Below are 15011 nucleotides of genomic sequence, written 5' to 3'. Positions count from 1 at the left end.
GGAAATCTAAAGTTCTACTTGCTCATCACCGACAGCCATTCGTCGACCCAGGCCTTGCGGTTGGCGGCGACCTCTTCGGGGCTGAACAGCAAGGTCTTGGTCGGCTTGACGAGCTTGTCGAAGGCAGGATTGAGCGGCTTGTCGGTCTTGCCGGCCGGGAACATCCAGTTGGTCTCGGGGATGACATCCTGGAATTTCGGCCCGGTCATGAAAGTCAGGAACTTTTCTGCCAGCGGGTTTTTCGCACCCGTGGTGGTGATGCCGGCGACCTCGATCTGCAGATACTCGCCCTCCTCGAAGGACGCCGCCTGATAGCGTTCGGTGTTTTCGGCGACCATGTGATAGGCCGGCGACGTGGTGTAGGACAGCACCATCGGCGCCTCGCCCTTGGTGAACAGGCCGTAGGCCTCGCTCCAGCCCGGCGTCACTGTGAGCACCTTCGCCTTGAGCTTGGCCCAGGCTTCCGGAGCCTTGTCGCCATAGACCGACCTCATCCACAACAGCAGGCCGAGACCGGGCGTCGAGGTGCGCGGATCCTGGATGACGATCTTCTCATCGGCATCGCCCTCGACCAATTCCTTCAGGCTCTTCGGCGGGGTCTTCAGCTTTTCGGAGTCGTAGACGACGGCGAAATAACCATAGTCGAACGGCACGAAAACATCGTCGCTCCAGCCGCCCGGCACATTAACGTCGATTACCGCACCATGCGGCGAAAACAGGCCGGTTGCCTTGGCTTCCGCGGTCAGATTGGTGTCGAGGCCGAGCACGATATCGGCCTTGGTAGCGGCCCCTTCCAGCTTGACGCGGTTGAGCAGCGCGACGCCATCGGCGACCGCGACGAAATCGAGAGCACAGCCGCATTCCGCCTCGAAGGCCTTCTTCACCGCAGGACCTGGACCCCAATCGGCGGTGAAGCTCTCATAGGTATAGACGGTGAGTTTCTCCTGCGCGGACGCCGGCCCGGTGCCAGCGAGAACGGACGCCGCCAGGAGCACTGCTGAGACAAGAGAGTAAAAAAGCGTGCGCATCGGCGCCTCCTTCGTTCGCATTGAAAGGAATTGAGGCGTCGGGTTGTCCGAAACGTCTAATCCCTCCGCCGGTACAAACCGGATCAGGTTCAGCGGGTTGGCATCGTTGCCTCTCAGCCGGTCCGCGAAGATCGCGTCCAGCACCCCGTTAGAGCGTTTCGACACATAGGCCCGGCCTAGGTGCGGCGCAAGCGGAAGTTTGCCGGGCGTCCGGAGCGCGGCCTTCCGTTTCCTGGGCAGGGCTGGTAAGGGCCACGAGATATGAGCACATTCACCATCCTGCTTGGCGGCGATCTTATCCGCACGCCGCTGCTCGACCGCCAGGTCGCCGGCACACGCGTCATCGCGGCTGATGCCGGCATCGGCCATGCCCGGACTTTGGGCCTGACGCCGGAACTCTGGGTCGGCGACTTCGATTCCGTCCCGGCGGATTTACCGGCCGACCTGGCCGCAATTCCCCGCCAGGTGTTTCCGGCCGAAAAGGACAGCACCGACGGCGAACTGGCCATCGCCGCCGCGCTCGAACGCGGCGCGACCAGCCTCGTGCTCGCAGGCGCGTTCGGCGGCAGGCGCATCGACCACGCATTCCTGCATCTGGCGCTCAGCCTGCGACTGGCGGAACGTGGGACGGACGTGCTTTTGACCAGTGGGGCGCAGGAAGGCATCCCCTTGCTTCCCGGCAGGGCCGGCTTCGACTACGCCGACGGCACGCTGTTTTCGATCCTCGACTTCTCCGATCTTTCCGGCCTGACCGTCTCCGGCGCCAAGTGGCCGCTGGACCATGTCGAGGTGGCGTTCGGCTCGTCGCTGACCCTCTCCAACGAGGTCAAGGGCCGGCTCGAAATCGCGCTGGACAGCGGCCGCGCGCTATTGCTCGCCCATCCTTTTCCCTTACCTGAAAGCTGACATGGCGCCGCCGCTTCTCAATCTCGACGGGATAAAACTGACCTTCGGTGGCACGCCGCTGCTCGACGGGGCGGAACTGACAGCGTCGGCCGGCGACAAGATCGCCCTGGTCGGCCGCAACGGCTCGGGCAAGTCGACATTGCTCAAGATCGCAGCGGGATTGATCGAGCCGCAGGACGGCGAGGTGTTCCGCCAGCCTTCGGCGACAGTGCGCTACCTGCCGCAAATGCCAGACATGGACGATTTTGCCAGCGTCCGCGCCTATGTCGAGGCGGGGCTCGGACCCGCCGACGATCCCTACCGCGCCACCTATCTGATGGAGCATCTCGGCCTGTCCGGCGAGGAACGGCCGAACGACCTGTCCGGCGGCGAGGCGCGCCGCGCCGCCCTTGCCCGCGTCATGGCGCCGGAGCCCGACATTCTCCTCCTCGATGAGCCGACCAACCATCTCGACCTGTCGGTCATCGAATGGCTGGAGGAGGAGCTTGCCCGCACCTCTTCGGCGCTGATCGTCATCTCGCACGACCGCCGCTTCCTCGAACGCGTGTCGCGCGCCACCGTCTGGCTCGATCGCGGCCAGACCCGCAGGCTGGACAAGGGCTTTGGCCATTTCGAGGAATGGCGCGACACGGTGCTGGAAGAAGAGGAGCGCGAGCAGCATAAGCTCGGCCGCCAGATCGTCCGCGAGGAGCACTGGCTGCGCTATGGCGTGACGGCGCGACGCAAGCGCAACATGCGCCGGCTCGGCGAATTGCAGACCATGCGCCAACGTTTTCGCGGCCATCGCGGCGCCGAGGGCGCTGCGACCATGGTGGCCAGCGACGCGGCCGAATCCGGCAAACTGGTCATCGAGGCCAAGAACATCGAGAAGAGCTTTGGCGACCTCACGGTGGTCAGAGGCTTCTCGACCCGCATCCAGCGCGGCGACCGCCTCGGCCTGGTCGGGCCGAATGGCGCCGGCAAGACGACGCTGCTGAGGATGCTGACCGGCGAATTGAAGCCGGACTCAGGCACGGTGCGGCTCGGCACCAATCTGGAGATCGCCACGCTCGACCAGAAGCGCGAGGCGGTCGAGCCGCGGGAGACGCTGGCGCAATATCTCACCGACGGGCGCGGCGAGAACCTTGTCATCAATGGCGAGCAGCGCCACGTCGTCTCCTACATGAAGGACTTCCTGTTCAAGCCGGAACAGGCGCGCACGCCGGTGCGCGAGCTTTCGGGCGGCGAGCGGGCGCGGCTGCTGTTGGCCCGTGTGCTGGCGCGGCCGGCAAACCTGCTGGTGCTCGATGAGCCGACCAACGACCTCGACATGGAGACGCTGGAGCTGCTGCAGGAACTGGTCGCCGGTTTTGCCGGCACCGTCATCCTGGTCAGCCATGACCGCGATTTCCTCGATCGCACCGTGACCAGCCTGATCGCGCCGGACGGCGGCGGCCACTGGATCGAATATGCCGGCGGCTATTCCGACATGCTGGCGCAGCGCGGCGGCACCAGGCTCGATGATCGCAAGGCGCGGCCGAAGGCCGAGACTGGCGAGGCGACAGCGGCGGGCAGGACCGAAGCGGCTGCGCCGAAAGGACCGGCGAAGAAACTGTCGTTCAAGCAGAAATTCGCGCTGGAATCGCTGCCGAAGAAGATCGAGGCAGTAACAGCATCGATTTCGCGGCTGGAGAACAACATCGCCGACCCGGCCTATTACGAGCGCGACCCGGCCTCGTTTCAGAAGACGATCGCCGCCCTCGACAAGGAGCGCGCCACGCTGGCAGCGCTCGAGGAGGAGTGGCTGGAACTGGAGATGCTTCGCGAGGAGATGGAGGGGTAGAACGCCTTGTGGTTGCTACGGCGAGAAAATGCGCATACTTTATGCGCATGTTATGGAGGCAATAATGCGTAAGCTAGCCTTGAACGCGGTCCGCCAGCCAGCAAACCTGTCGATCGATTCAAAACTCATGAAAGAAGCCAAGGGGCTCGACGTTAATGTCTCGCGCGCCGCGGAAGCTGGCATTGCAGAGGCGGTGGCTGCCGAAAAAACGCGACTATGGAAGCTTGAGAATCGCGCCACGATAGAAGCGTGGAACGAATACGTCGAAAAGCACGGTATTCCGTTGGAAGAACATCGGCAGTTCTGATGGCACGCTATGATGTCTTTGCGGGTCGGGGCGAAGGCAGCTATTTGCTCGACGTTCAATCCGACCTGCTTGACGATTTTGGAACACGGGCGGTGATCCCGCTTCTGCCGATCACGATGTCGCCGCCGCCGATGCGAAAGCTCCATCCCGTCATCGAGATCAATGGGCGAAAAATGGTTATGGCCACCCATTTGATCGCCACGGTTCCGGCCGAGGAATTGGGCGAAAGTCGACTGAATATCGCCAGGCATCACGACGACATCGTGGCTGCGCTCGACATGCTGTTCCAGGGATTCTGAACCGGCGGAGGCTCAGGCCGAGCCTCAGCCCGCCGTTTTCGCTTGCCAGGCTTTCAGCGCCTCATCGAACACCTTCTCGCCGGGAATGCCCTTTTCCATGGTGAGCAGCGCCCGCCGTCCGGTCTTGTAGACGACCGGCACGTCGATCCAGTTCTGACCCCGGAGCAGGGTCAGGTTGGCGTTTTCGTCCGCCTTGGTGTCGTTGAGCGCGACCAGGAAGAAGCCGTCGGCGATCTTGGCCGGGATGCCTATCAGCGGACTGCCTGCATCCTGTTCAGAGCCCTTCATGGCGACGCGCAGGATGTTGTCGACGCCACCACCGTCGAAGCCGTCGGGCGTCAGGAAGATCATCTCGATGATATGGCTGGCCGGCAGCGTCTGGTCGGTGTTGCGGCGGATGGTCATGCGCAATTGCACGTCCTTGCCAGGGATGCTCGCCTCGGCGCGGATCGCCGGCTCGGGCGGCAGATTGCCGCCGGGCGATTCCTGCACAAGCGACCAGACGATGCTGCCGGGCTCGGCCGAGCCCTGAGCGGTGCTGGTGCGCTCCTCATAGAAGATCGCCTTCTGGCCGACCGCCAGCGCGGTTTCCGCAGGCGCGGCCGGTGTGGCACCCGGGCTCGGCGCTGCCGGAGCCGCGGTATCCGGCGGCGTGGCTCCGTCGGCAGGCGGTGTTGCGGTCGGGGCCGCGCCCGGCGTGGTGGGTTCGTCCGGGGCTTGCGCATCGCCGGCTGGCGCTTCAGGCGCGGGAGTGGCCGGCGGCGGCGTGGTCAGCGCTGCGACGGATTCGCCCTCTCCGATGCTGCTTTGTCCTGAGGCGGGGCCGGGATCGACCTCACCGCCCTCGGCTGTCAGGCGCTGGGTGAACTTTGCGCCCCCGGTGTCCGGTGCAGCCGGTTCGGCCGGGGGCCTTGTCGCGGCATCGGCAGCCGGGTTGGCGGGGGCCGCCGGATCGGCGGGGCCCGCGGACTTCACCAGTGGTTTGGTCGTTGCGACCTCGGTGCTGTTGAGACCCAGCATACTGCTGAACGCGTCCTTGTTCAGCCAGATGCCGTAGCCGCCGCCGGCAACAACGAGCAGAGCGACCACAGCGGCGATCAGTCCGCCATAGCTGCGCTTGCGCTCGGCCGGACGCGGACGCTGAAAGGTACCGGACGGCGCTGGCCCGTCGTTGGAAAAGACATCGTCGATGAAAGCATCGCCCTTGGGGACATTGCCCTTATCGCCCGCCGCTGGAGGATCCGCTTCCGAAGGCACGGGATCGGCGCGCTCTGGAGGAGAAGCAACGGACGGCGGTTTTTGCCAATTCGGCGCCGCCTTGGCGGCTGGCGCCGGCTGCCATGCCGGCTCGGTCTTCACCGGCTGCCGGACATGGCTGGATTGGTTCTTGTTGCGGTCGATGGAGGAGAAGATGTCCTCCAGTTCCGCCAGCGGATCGGATGCCGGTGCAGGCCTCGCATACTCCCGCTCGACGGTGGCAATGGCGTCTTCCAAGGTACGCTTATGCTGGGCAATGACCGACGGCGCCAGCGGCGGTGTCTTCTTGGCCAGCTGGTCTGCAATGGTGGAGCGAGCCTTGTCATAGACTCTCGCGCGCACCTCCGGCGTCGGGTTGCTGAGCCCGCCGAGCGTCTTTTTCAGAGGACCAACAAAATCTGCCATGCTTCAGTCGACCTGCATTTCGTTTCTGGGCCGGCCTCCGCAAATCGGCCGCGATGCCCGGAACGGCTGAGAATCTAGTCTTGAAACGGATCGGTCACAAGTATTGTGTCGTCCCGTTCCGGGCTGGTGGAAAGGAGTGCGACCGGCGCGCCGATCAATTCCTCGATGTGACGGACATATTTGACTGCCTGGGCCGGCAGGTCGTTCCAGCTTCTGGCGCCGGCGGTGGTGCCTTTCCAGCCCTCCAGCGTCTCGTAGACCGGTTCGACGCGCGCCTGCGCACCCTGGCTGGCCGGCAGATAGTCGATCGCCTCGCCGTCGAGCCGATAGCCGGTGCAAACCTTGATCTCGTCCAGTCCGTCGAGCACGTCGAGCTTGGTCAGCGCGATGCCCTTGATGCCGTTGACGGCGACGGCCTGGCGAACCAGCACGGCATCGAACCAGCCGCAACGGCGCTTGCGGCCGGTGACGACGCCAAACTCATGGCCCCGCGTGCCCAGGAACTCGCCGATCTCGTTCTTCTGTTCGGTCGGGAACGGACCTTCGCCGACACGCGTCGTATAGGCCTTGGTGATGCCGAGCACATAGCCGATGGCACCTGGGCCGACACCGGAACCGGCGGAGGCCTGGCCAGCGACCGTGTTGGACGAGGTGACGAACGGATAGGTGCCGTGGTCGATGTCGAGCAGCGTGCCTTGCGCGCCCTCGAACAGGATGCGCTCGCCGGCGCGGCGCTTGTCGTCGAGTATCTTCCAGACGCGGTCCATATAGGGAAGGATCTCATCGGCGACCGAAATCAGTTCACTCATGATCGCGTCATGCGTGACTTCGGCGTGGCCGAGCCCGCAGCGCAGCGCATTGTGGTGCGTCAGCAGCCTGTCGACCTTCCGGGGCAGCGTCTCCAAATCCGCCAAATCCATCACCCTAACCGCGCGCCGGCCCACCTTGTCCTCGTAAGCGGGACCGATGCCGCGACGGGTCGTGCCGATCTTCGTTCCGGAATTGGAGGCGGCGTCCTCGCGGAATCCGTCCAGCTCCCGGTGCAACGACAGGATAAGCGCGGTGTTTTCGGCTATTTTCAGGCGCTCCGGCGTCACCTCGACGCCCTGCGCCTTCAACTTCGCCACTTCCGCGACGAAGGCGTGCGGATCGAAGACGACGCCATTGCCGATGATGGACAGCTTGCCTTGCCGCACCACGCCGGAGGGCAGCAGTGACAGCTTGTAGACCTTGCCGTCGACGACCAGCGTGTGACCGGCATTGTGGCCGCCCTGGAAACGCACGACGACATCGGCGCGTTCCGACAGCCAGTCGACGATCTTGCCTTTGCCCTCGTCGCCCCATTGCGAGCCGACGACCACCACATTGGCCATGTTTCTTTTCCCTTGAGGCGCCGCTCGGAGCGGCTTGAAATGGTTCGAAACGACAGGCTTCTATAACCTCAAGACCCGGCGAGCGCGACCATTCTTTGCCGCCGAAAGCGCCCTGAGGCACAACAATTTTCGCCTTTGACATCATTTTACTTGGGCAAGTCACCACAATAGGGCGACAAATACCTTTCGCCCGCCGTCCCCCGGCCGGAAAATTTCGCCATGCATCGGACCGCCTATCTGTTCCTGCTGTTCACCACCTTGCTGTGGGGCGGCAACTCCGTGGCGGGCAAGCTGGCGGTCGATCACATTTCGCCGATGACGCTGGTCTTCCTGCGCTGGCTTCTGGCCGTTCTGATCATGCTGCCGATCGGCTGGCGAACGCTGCGCGAGGACTGGCCGGTGATGCGCCGGCATTGGTTGCTGCTCGGCGGGCTCGGCGCCTGTGGCTTCACCTTCTTCAACGCGATCTTCTACACGGCGCTCAACTACACGACGGCGATCAACGTCTCGATTGAGCAGGCGGCGATACCGATCGTGATCATCCTCGCCAATTTCGTGCTGTTTCGCCTGCGTGTGAACCGGGTGCAGATCGCCGGCGTCGTGCTGACGATCATCGGCGTCGCCCTGACTGCCAGCCATGGCGATCTGCGCCAGCTTCTCAAGCTGGATCTCAACTTCGGCGACGCCATCATGCTGATCGCGGTGCTCTGCTACAGCCTCTACTCGGTCGGGCTGCGGCTGAAGCCGGCCATGCGCTGGCAGAGCCTGATGCTGGCGCTGTCGTTTGCGGCGCTTGCCACCTCTGTGCCTTTCTTGCTGTGGGAGGTGGCCGCCGGCAAGGTCATCGTCCCCGATGCACGCGGCTGGGCGATCGCGTTCTACACCGCGATCGGCGCCTCGGTCATCTCACAGCTCTTCTACATCAGGGGCAACGAGCTGATCGGCGCCAACCGGGCCGGCCTGTTCATCAACCTGGTGCCGATCTTCGGAACGCTGCTTTCGGTGCTGATCGTCGGTGAGACATTCCAGCTCTATCAAGGCCTTGCCCTCGTGCTGGTGCTTGGCGGCATCGGCCTCGCCGAATACAGCGGAAGGAAGATGGCGGTATAGCCGAGGCCAAAAAGGCGCGGGCCAGGCCGCGCCTTCATATGCCTTCTCGGAAATCTCAGATCAGGCGCCGCCCACATCGAAATGCAGCCTCTTGGCGGAGTCGATCGACTTGTGCGCCCGCACCTGTTCCAGCACGTTGTCCGGGAACGGCGCATCGAGATAGAGCAGCGCGATGGCATCGCCGCCAGGCCGGTTGCGGCCGAGTTGGAAGTTGGCGATGTTGACGCCGTTCTCGCCGCAGACCGTGCCGAGCAGGCCGATGATGCCGGGTGCGTCGGCGTTGGTCGTGTAGAGCATGTGCTGGCCGACTTCGGCGTCGAGGTTGATGCCCTTGATCTGGATGAAGCGCGGCTTGCCGTCCGAGAAGCAGGTGCCGGCGATCGAACGCGTCCTATGCTCCGTCTTGACCGTAAGCTTGATATAGCCGTCGAACACGCCGGACTTGTCGCGCTTGACCTCGGCGACGATGATGCCGCGCTCCTTAACCATGATCGGCGCCGACACCATGTTGACGTCGGAGACCTGCGGCCGGATCAGCCCGGCAAGAGTGGCACTGATAAGCGCGCGCGTGTTCATCGTCGCGGTCGAACCGTCGAACAGTATCTCGACCTCCTTGATCGGATCCTCGGTGACCTGGCCGACAAAGGCGCCGAGCACTTCGGCGAGTTTGACGAAAGGCTTCAGGCGCGGCGCCTCCTCGGCGGTGATCGACGGCATGTTGATGGCGTTGGAAACGGCGCCCTTGATCAGATAGTCGGACATCTGCTCGGCGACATGCAGGGCGACATTCTCCTGCGCCTCGGTGGTCGAAGCGCCGAGATGCGGCGTCACCACAACATTCTCCATGCCGAACAGTTCGTTCTGCTCGGCCGGTTCGACCTCAAACACATCGATGCCGACGCCTGCCACCTTGCCGCTTTTCAGCGCCGCGATCAGGTCGGCCTCGACGATCAATCCGCCACGGGCGCAGTTGATGATGCGCACGCCAGTCTTCATGTTGGCGATCGCCGCGGCGTCGATGATGTTGCGCGTCTTGTCGGTCAGCGGCGTGTGCAGGGTGATGAAATCGGCGCGGGCGAACAGTTCGTCGAGTTCGACCTTCTCGACCCCGAGCTCCTCGGCGCGGCTGTCCGACAGGAACGGGTCGAACGCGATGACGTGCATCTTCAGGCCGACGCCGCGCGTAGCCACGATCGAGCCGATATTGCCGCAGCCGATGATGCCCAGCGTCTTGCCGGTGATCTCGATGCCCATGAAGCGGTTCTTTTCCCATTTGCCGGCATGGGTCGAGGCATTGGCCTCAGGTATCTGGCGGGCCAGCGCGAAGATCATCGCGACGGCATGCTCGGCCGTGGTGATCGAATTGCCGAACGGCGTGTTCATCACGATGATGCCCTTGCGGCTCGCCGCCGGGATGTCGACATTGTCGACGCCGATGCCGGCGCGGCCGACCACCTTCAATCTGGTGGCGGCGTTGATCAGCTTTTCGGTGACTTTCGTCGCCGAACGGATGGCGAGGCCGTCATACTGGCTGATCACCTCAAGGAGCTTTTCCTTGTCCTTGCCGAGATCGGGCAAGTAATCGACCTCGACGCCGCGATCCCTGAATATCTGCACGGCGGTGGGAGAGAGTTTGTCTGAGACGAGAACGCGGGGCGCCATAGCGGCCTCCTTAAATGGGAATTGATCCGTTTGGGAAAGGGCGGCCCGAGGGCCGCCGCGGGACACTCAGGCGGCCGCCTTGAGCGACGCCTTTTGCGCGGCAAAGGCCCAGTCGAGCCAGGGCAGCAGCGCTTCGAGGTCGGAGGTCTCGACCGTCGCCCCGCACCAGATGCGCAGGCCGGGCGGCGCATCGCGATAGGCGCCGATGTCGTAGGCGACGCCTTCCTTGTCGAGCGCCGAGACGATGCCCTTGGCGAACGCCGCTTGCCCGTCGGCATCGAGCGCCGCGACATCCGGGTCGGTGAAGGAAAGGCAGACCGACGTGTTCGACCGCGTCGCCGGATCGGTGGCCAAATGGCCGAGCCACGAGGATCTGCGGACGAAACCGTCGAGAGCGGCGGCATTGGCGTCGGCGCGGGCAATCAATGCGTCGAGCCCGCCGATCGACTTCGCCCAACGCAGTGCGTCGAGATAGTCCTCGACGCACAGCATCGACGGCGTGTTGATGGTCTCGCCCTTGAAGATGCCTTCGATGAGCTTGCCGCCCGACGTCAGGCGGAAGATTTTCGGCAGCGGCCAGGCCGGCTTGTAGCTTTCCAGCCGCTCGACGGCGCGCGGGCTGAGGATCAGCATGCCGTGCGCACCTTCGCCGCCCAGCACCTTCTGCCAGGAGAAGGTAACGACATCAAGCTTCTGGAAATCGAGCTTTTGTGCAAAGGCGGCCGAAGTGGCGTCGCAGATGGTCAGGCCCCGACGAGCGGCCGGAATGAAATCGCCGTTCGGCACGCGCACGCCCGAAGTCGTGCCGTTCCAGGTGAAGACCACATCGCGGTCGAAGTCGATCTTTGTCAGGTCGGGCAGCGCGCCGTAGCCGGCCTCGATCCTGCGCACGTCGGCGAGCTTCAGCTGCTTGACCACGTCGGTGACCCAGCCGGAACCGAAACTCTCCCAGGCGACCATGTCGACGCCGCGTTCGCCGAGCAGCGACCACAGCGCCATCTCGACCGCGCCGGTGTCCGACGCCGGCACGATGCCGATGCGATAGTCTGCCGGAACCTTGAGGATCTCCCGCGTCAGCTCGATCGCCTGTTCGAGCTTGGTCTTGCCGATCTTGGCGCGGTGCGAACGTCCGAGTGCGGCATTGGTCAACGCCTCGACCGACCAGCCGGGACGTTTTGCGCAGGGACCTGAGGAAAAATTGGGATTTGCCGGACGGAGTCCGGGCTTCGTATACGTCGTCATCGTGGTCTATCCTTCCAGATAGTGGCCCCTCGTTGGGGAGGGGTGGCCCACGGACGGCGATATGCTTTCAGGGTTCAGGCGTCAAGGGGAAAGTTTTTGTCGCTAGCAGGACACTACAGCGCACCAGCCGAAAACAGAACGACGGGCCGAAGCCCGCCGCTGCCATTCCAAGGCTTTCGCCGGTGCCTACCAGAGGTCGTAACGCAACCCGACCTTGACTTGGTGATTGCTGATCCCTTTGCGGATCGGATACGAATCCAGGTCCTCTGCGGTGGCATATTCAGCATCGGGCGCGGAAAAATATTGATAGCCAAGGTCAACGGAAATATTTTTGGACAGTTTGTATGCGAGTCCCGCATTCAGCGTGTAAGCGAAGGAATACTGAGTCTTGTTGTCATGCAGGACAAAATCGTTTGTGTCGTCACCATCGTCGCTGAAATAGCTCGCCGAGAGGCTGCGTTTGCTTTGCAGAATACCGGCACCGGCGCCAATGTAAGGCGTAATTCCGACATAGGTTCCAAGATCGACATAGCCATTGACTATGCCTGACCAGGCATAGTTTTTCAGGTTTCCCGATGCCGCGATCGTCCCATCGTCGTAACTGACACCAATCTTGTTGCCGGGCAGGTATCCAAGATTCACTTCGGCTCGAAGGTAGTCGTTCAGATGGTATCCGAAGCCGATACTGGCAAAAACGGGATCCTCATTTTCGTCATAGCTGGCAGGGTTGAAAGCGAAGTCCACATTTCTGAAGCTCTTTTCCGGCAAGTAGGCGACGTCGCCGCGCAGATACCATCCGGAGCCGACCTCGACCGGCACATAGTCCGGCGCCTGGTCGACATAGATCGGCGGATCGTAGTCGGCCGCCAGCGCCTGCGTCGCAGGCATCAGGGCGATTGTTGCAAGCGCCAGCGCTATGCGCGATTTGACTGTCATGTCCCCGGCTCCCGAAGGTGGCGCCATTCGCGATTGCGAGCGCCGTTTCAAGAGGCATTGTTAACCATAGTGGTTAAGTGGCGGTTAAGGATAACAGGACGTTAGCGAATTGATTCTGATGCGCTTTGGACCACCCCGACACAAACGAAAACCGCCCGGCTTTTGCCGGGCGGTCCGCAAACCTGCTTTCGAAGTGATTACTTGGTGTAGATCGGCCCGGGTTCGTAGGCGATCGGCTCCGGCTGGGCGCAGTCCGATTTGCCGAACTGGTAGCGTAGGCCGCCGCGCACTTCGTGCGTGTCGATGCCCTTGTCATAACCCGGACCGACATTGCTGGCGAAGTCGAACATCTTACCGCCGTTGATGTGGCTGTAGCGGTAGCCGACATCGAGCTTGACCCGGTCGGTCAAGCAGTAGGATGCGCCGGCCATGGCCGCATAGGCAAAGCGCCAGCCCTTGCCGCCACTGTGGGAGAATTCGCCGTCTTCAGTACTATTGTGGAGTGTATCCCACTTGACCCAGGCGCCGCCGATGCCGGCGCCGACATAAGGCGTGATGCCGTGCCATGTGCCGATATCGACATAGGCGTTGGCAAGAAGCAGCAGCGCCGTATAGGACGAGGTGTCGACCGAAGTGCAGGGGTCTCCGTCGAGGCAGATGCCGCTGGTCGAGCCGCGGAATTCGGATTTGCTCATCCAGTCCGCGGTCAGGTCGGTGCGGAAATGCTGGTTGATCTGGTAACCGACGCCGGCACCGGCCGAGAAGGCGCTCTCCAGCTTGCCGCTGTCGAACCTGCCCGTTCCCGGCGGATCACCATAGGTGATGTAGTCGGCGCCGCGAAACTTCGACCAGTGATAGTCGATGTCGCCGCGAATGTACCACCCGCCATACTCGACTGGCTGCTCGTAGACGGCCGGCGGCGGGGCGTGCTCGATCACGGGCGGCTCCACGAAGTCGGCTGCGAACACTGGCCCGGCTACCCCCGCGAACAGCGCCGCAAAGAGGGCCATTCCTGCTTTATTGAACATGCTTGTCACCCCTGAGAACCCTCGGCACAGCGAACGCTGTCCGAACATGATTGGTTTCAGTCGTGGATAATGAATTGGAAAAGTTAAAACGCGTTTAACCGTATTGCTTAACCATGAATCCCTAGAATTCGGGGAAACTCGCGGCCATATCCACGGGCAGGATTGACGTGCAACCATTGAAAAAAGCCCGCCGGGAGGGCGGGCTTTCAAACTGGCAAGAGCGCAGGCTCAGGCAGCGCTGCGCGTTTCCGAAATGACCTCGATGATGTCGTTGACGACGGCCTCGACCAGTTGCTGGTCGTCGCCTTCCGCCATGACGCGGATGAGCGGCTCCGTGCCGGATGGCCGGATGACCAGGCGCCCGGACTTGCCCAGCCGGTGGCGCGCATCCTCGATCGCCGCCTTGACCGGGGCTTCCTCGAGCGGCTTGCCGCCGGAAATATGGACGTTCTTCAGAAGCTGCGGCACCGGCGCGAACTTCTTCGACAGTTCGCTGACCGGCCGGTTCTGCCGCTTGATGCAGGCGAGCACCTGGAGCGCCGAGACGAGGCCGTCGCCGGTCGTGGAAAAATCGGACAGCACGATGTGGCCCGACTGTTCTCCGCCGACATTCAAACCATGCGCGCGCATGTGCTCGACGACGTAGCGGTCGCCGACCTTGGTGCGATGCAACTGCAGGTTCATGTCGCCGAGGAAGCGTTCGAGGCCGAGATTGGACATCACGGTCGAGACGACGCCGCCGCCGGCCAGCCGTCCGCTCTGATGCCAGGACTCGGCGATTAGCGCCATGATCTGGTCGCCGTCGACGATGGCGCCATTTTCGTCGACGATGACGACGCGGTCGGCATCACCGTCGAGCGCGATGCCGATGTCGGCGCGCACTTCGTGCACCTTCTTCTGCAGGCCGGCCGGGTGGGTCGAGCCACACTCCTTGTTGATGTTGAAGCCATTGGGCTCGACATTGATGGCGACGACCTCGGCGCCGAGTTCCCACAGCGCCTCGGGCGCCACCTTGTAGGCGGCGCCGTTGGCGCAATCGACGACGATGCGAAGCCCCGAAAGCGACATCGCCCGCGGCAGCGTGCGCTTGGCGAATTCGATATAGCGGTCATGGACGCCGTCGACGCGCTTGGCGCGGCCAAGCCCGTCCGAATCGGCGAGCGCCAGGTCGATATCCTTATCGAGCATCCCCTCGATGCGCTCCTCGATCTCGTCGGAAAGTTTATAGCCATCGGGGCCGAACAGCTTGATGCCGTTGTCGTAGTAGGGATTGTGCGAGGCCGAGATCATCACGCCGATGTCGGCGCGCAGCGAGCGCACTAGCATGGCGACGGCAGGCGTCGGGATCGGGCCGAGCAGGAACACGTCCATGCCGGCGGCGCACAGGCCCGACACCATCGCATTCTCGATCATGTAGCCGGAAAGTCTGGTGTCCTTGCCGAGCACGACGCGGTGGCGGTGGTTGCCGCGCTGGAATGAGAGACCGGCGGCCATGCCGACCCTCATGGCGACCTCCGCCGTCATTGGAAACCTGTTGGCGCGCCCGCGAATGCCGTCCGTACCGAAATAACTTCCTGCCATGCTAGTCAGCTTCCCGATGGTTCTTTCCCGGCACGTCATGCCACAAATTGGCCCG

At 63.2% G+C, this 15011-nt stretch carries 13 protein-coding genes and 1 riboswitch; of the genes, 5 read left to right on the top strand and 8 right to left on the bottom strand.

The window, feature by feature from the left end; translation table 11 throughout:
* Window positions 1–14: 14 nt before the first annotated feature.
* Entirely contained in the window at window positions 15–1028 is a 1014-nt protein-coding gene (thiB, locus tag IQ26_RS00330; RefSeq protein ID WP_145711178.1) for a thiamine ABC transporter substrate binding subunit, read from the bottom strand.
* A gap of 43 nt (window positions 1029–1071) precedes the next feature.
* Window positions 1072–1186, bottom strand: a riboswitch (TPP riboswitch).
* A 103-nt stretch (window positions 1187–1289) separates the two neighbouring features.
* Here thiB and IQ26_RS00325 point away from each other — a divergent pair.
* The 4 genes from IQ26_RS00325 to IQ26_RS00310 all read left to right on the top strand — a co-directional run bounded on the left by IQ26_RS00325 (window position 1290) and on the right by IQ26_RS00310 (window position 4362).
* On the top strand, window positions 1290–1934 hold the full coding sequence (locus IQ26_RS00325) for a thiamine diphosphokinase (protein WP_145711176.1): 645 nt from the start codon (window positions 1290–1292) through the stop codon (window positions 1932–1934).
* Between the two features lies 1 nt (window position 1935).
* Window positions 1936–3756, top strand: coding sequence for an ABC-F family ATP-binding cassette domain-containing protein (locus IQ26_RS00320; RefSeq protein ID WP_145711174.1), 1821 nt, complete (start codon window positions 1936–1938; stop codon window positions 3754–3756).
* A gap of 64 nt (window positions 3757–3820) precedes the next feature.
* On the top strand, window positions 3821–4063 hold the full coding sequence (locus tag IQ26_RS00315; protein ID WP_145711171.1) for a type II toxin-antitoxin system CcdA family antitoxin: 243 nt from the start codon (window positions 3821–3823) through the stop codon (window positions 4061–4063).
* Complete coding sequence (locus IQ26_RS00310) at window positions 4063–4362, top strand: CcdB family protein (RefSeq protein WP_145711169.1); 300 nt, start codon at window positions 4063–4065, stop codon at window positions 4360–4362. The genes IQ26_RS00315 and IQ26_RS00310 overlap by 1 nt, the downstream gene beginning before the upstream one ends.
* Before the next feature lie 24 nt (window positions 4363–4386).
* Here the strand turns inward: IQ26_RS00310 and IQ26_RS00305 are convergent, their stop codons facing one another.
* The gene (locus IQ26_RS00305) at window positions 4387–6024 is read right to left on the bottom strand and encodes a hypothetical protein (protein WP_145711167.1); all 1638 of its coding nucleotides are present in this window, start codon (window positions 6022–6024) and stop codon (window positions 4387–4389) included.
* A gap of 74 nt (window positions 6025–6098) precedes the next feature.
* Window positions 6099–7397 carry an adenylosuccinate synthase gene (locus tag IQ26_RS00300; RefSeq protein WP_145711165.1) on the bottom strand — a complete coding sequence of 433 codons (1299 nt, stop codon included), beginning with the start codon at window positions 7395–7397 and terminating at the stop codon, window positions 6099–6101.
* Between the two features lie 219 nt (window positions 7398–7616).
* On the opposite strand from IQ26_RS00300, the gene IQ26_RS00295 reads away from it, so the two are divergent.
* A complete protein-coding gene (locus IQ26_RS00295; protein ID WP_145711162.1) occupies window positions 7617–8507 on the top strand; it encodes a DMT family transporter in 891 nt (296 codons plus the stop codon).
* Window positions 8508–8567: 60 nt separating this feature from the next.
* On the opposite strand, the gene serA is transcribed toward IQ26_RS00295, so the two are convergent.
* From serA to glmM, 5 genes are all read right to left on the bottom strand, one after another.
* Window positions 8568–10169 (bottom strand): phosphoglycerate dehydrogenase, encoded by a 1602-nt coding sequence (gene serA, locus IQ26_RS00290; protein WP_145711160.1) that lies wholly within the window; start codon window positions 10167–10169, stop codon window positions 8568–8570.
* Window positions 10170–10235: 66 nt separating this feature from the next.
* Window positions 10236–11411 carry a phosphoserine transaminase gene (locus IQ26_RS00285; protein ID WP_145711158.1) on the bottom strand — a complete coding sequence of 392 codons (1176 nt, stop codon included), beginning with the start codon at window positions 11409–11411 and terminating at the stop codon, window positions 10236–10238.
* Between the two features lie 186 nt (window positions 11412–11597).
* Window positions 11598–12347, bottom strand: coding sequence for an outer membrane protein (locus IQ26_RS00280; RefSeq protein WP_145711156.1), 750 nt, complete (start codon window positions 12345–12347; stop codon window positions 11598–11600).
* A 197-nt stretch (window positions 12348–12544) separates the two neighbouring features.
* Window positions 12545–13375, bottom strand: a complete 831-nt coding sequence (locus tag IQ26_RS00275; protein ID WP_145711154.1) for an outer membrane protein — start codon at window positions 13373–13375, stop codon at window positions 12545–12547.
* A gap of 228 nt (window positions 13376–13603) precedes the next feature.
* Entirely contained in the window at window positions 13604–14956 is a 1353-nt protein-coding gene (gene glmM, locus IQ26_RS00270) for a phosphoglucosamine mutase (RefSeq protein WP_145711152.1), read from the bottom strand.
* Window positions 14957–15011: the final 55 nt, after the last annotated feature.

The organism is Mesorhizobium tianshanense (genome assembly GCF_007830515.1).
GTDB classification, from domain to species: Bacteria; Pseudomonadota; Alphaproteobacteria; order Rhizobiales; family Rhizobiaceae; genus Mesorhizobium; species Mesorhizobium tianshanense.
Note: the sequence above shows the minus strand (reverse complement) of the source record. Positions and strands in the feature narration are given on the sequence as shown.